Below are 1,966 nucleotides of genomic sequence, written 5' to 3' on the forward strand. Positions count from 1 at the left end.
GCCTGGCTGATCGGGAGGGCGCTGCCATGACCGCCGTTTCTACTGCCAGCACCGCATCGCGTGCTCGCCCGCGACCCCGCGCACGTTTGCGCACCCGCATCGTGCTGGCGGGCCTGTCCGCCTGCGGCCTCGCTGCGCTGGGTTGGGCGTCCTTCGCGCATCCGCTGCCGCGCCTGATCTACAACCCGTCCGACAGTGTGGCGGTCGGCTGGTATCGCGTCGATTCGCTGGACCACGGTGCCGGCTCGCTGCCACGTCCTTTGTCCGTGGGCAGCATCGTGCTGACCACGCTGCCGCCAGAGGCTGCCGCGCTGGCCGCGCAGCGCGGCTACCTGCCGGCGCGCGTGCCGCTGCTCAAGCGCGTGGGCGCTGTCGCTCCGCAGGAGGTGTGCATCACTGGCCGCATCGTCCGCATCGACGGCCTGCCTTCGGCCACCGTGCTGCCCGCTGACCGTTGGGGCCGGCCGCTGCCATCCTGGCAGCAATGCCGTCTCCTTAATTCCGGCGAACTGTTCCTGCTCAGCGTGACCAACCCGGCATCGTTCGACAGCCGGTATTTCGGGCCGGTCAGCGTATCCGCCGTGATCAGCGTCGCGCATCCGGTCTGGCTGGAGTCTCGCCCATGATGGCCGCCGATTCGCTGCACGTTGCCGTGCATCTCATCGTGCCATCGGGCGTGCCGATCCGGTGGCTTTCCGCATGTCGTCGCGTGTGCAGTGCGAGCGCATCCGCGCTGCACTTCGCGCTGCCTTCCCATGTGCAGGCGTCTTGCCTCGAATGCGCCCGGCCTATGGCCGTCGCCGCGTTCGCCGGCGCGCTGGCTGCTCGCGCAGTAGCGCCGCCGGGCAACCGCTGCCCGAAGCGCCAGCGAGGGGCAAAGGCGGAAGGCAAGACAAAAGGACGCGGCACCGGGCCGCGTCGAAAGCCAGTCTGCACATGGGGGTGGCGCGGCACACAGCGGCTTCGCCGCCGTGCCGCTTGTGGCGCGAGGCCCGCGCCAATGCGGGTGTGTCCGCGTGCTTTGCACGACCGGACACGCCAGAGCTTGCAGGGAGCACAGCCATGAGTGACCGCCGAGACGACGATTTCCGTATCCGCCCGAACCCTCCAAAGGCCCCGAAGAACCGGGGCCAGGGCTTCGTCTCGAAGGTGCTCAAGCAGGCGGGCAAGGCCAGCGGCGGCAAATCGGCGATGCGCCGTCCTCGCACTGGCGGCAACGGACAGCACTCCGGCCAGCGGCCCGGCTCGCGCCTCGGGCGCGGCCACACGGCGGCGCGCTTCGCGGGCGCGAAGCTCACTCCCATGTCGCGGCGCGTAACCATCAAGACGCTGCTGGTCAATCAGCGCCAGGCCAGCCCGCAGTCGCTCGCCAAGCACCTTCGCTACATCGAGCGCAATGGCGTAGGCCGCGATGGCGAGCCTGGCCAAGCCTACGGGCCACAGACCGATGCTGCCGACCTCGACGCCTTCACGGAGGGCTGCGCCGACGACCGGCACCACTTCCGCTTCGTCCTCTCGCCTGAGGATGGCGCGGAGCTGGAAGACCTGCGCACCTATACGCGGCACCTCATGGGTCGCATGGAGGCCGACCTGGGCACGGGCCTCGATTGGGTAGCCGTCAACCACTGGAACACCGACAACCCGCACACGCACATCGTCGTGCGTGGGCGCGACGACACCGGCAAAGACCTCATCATCGCGGGCGACTACATCGCCGATGGCTTCCGCCATCGCGCTGCTGAGCTGGCGACCGAATGGCTGGGGCCGCGCACGGAGCTCGAAATCCAGCAAACCTTGCAGCGCGAGGTGGAACAAGAGCGGTGGACGAGCCTGGATCGCACCCTGCAACGCGAGGCCGGCGAGGACGGCCGAGTGCAGATCGAACGCTTCAACGAACCGCGGCTGCAACGCCAGCGCCTGTTGCTGATCGGCCGCCTGCAACGCTTGCAGCGCCTGGGCCTGGCCG

General features: G+C 69.3%; 1 protein-coding gene and 1 pseudogene. Both read left to right on the forward strand.

Annotation, left to right across the window (positions count from 1 at the left end; translation table 11 throughout):
* Positions 1–26 precede the first annotated feature (26 nt).
* Entirely contained in the window at positions 27–626 is a 600-nt protein-coding gene (locus WBB14_RS05260; RefSeq protein WP_004355992.1) for a S26 family signal peptidase, read from the forward strand.
* A 436-nt stretch (positions 627–1,062) separates the two neighbouring features.
* A pseudogene (locus tag WBB14_RS05265) lies at positions 1,063–1,966 on the forward strand (type VI secretion protein); the annotation flags it as partial.

The sequence above is a fragment of the Achromobacter sp. genome (assembly GCF_049647645.1).
Lineage (GTDB): Bacteria > Pseudomonadota > Gammaproteobacteria > Burkholderiales > Burkholderiaceae_B > Achromobacter.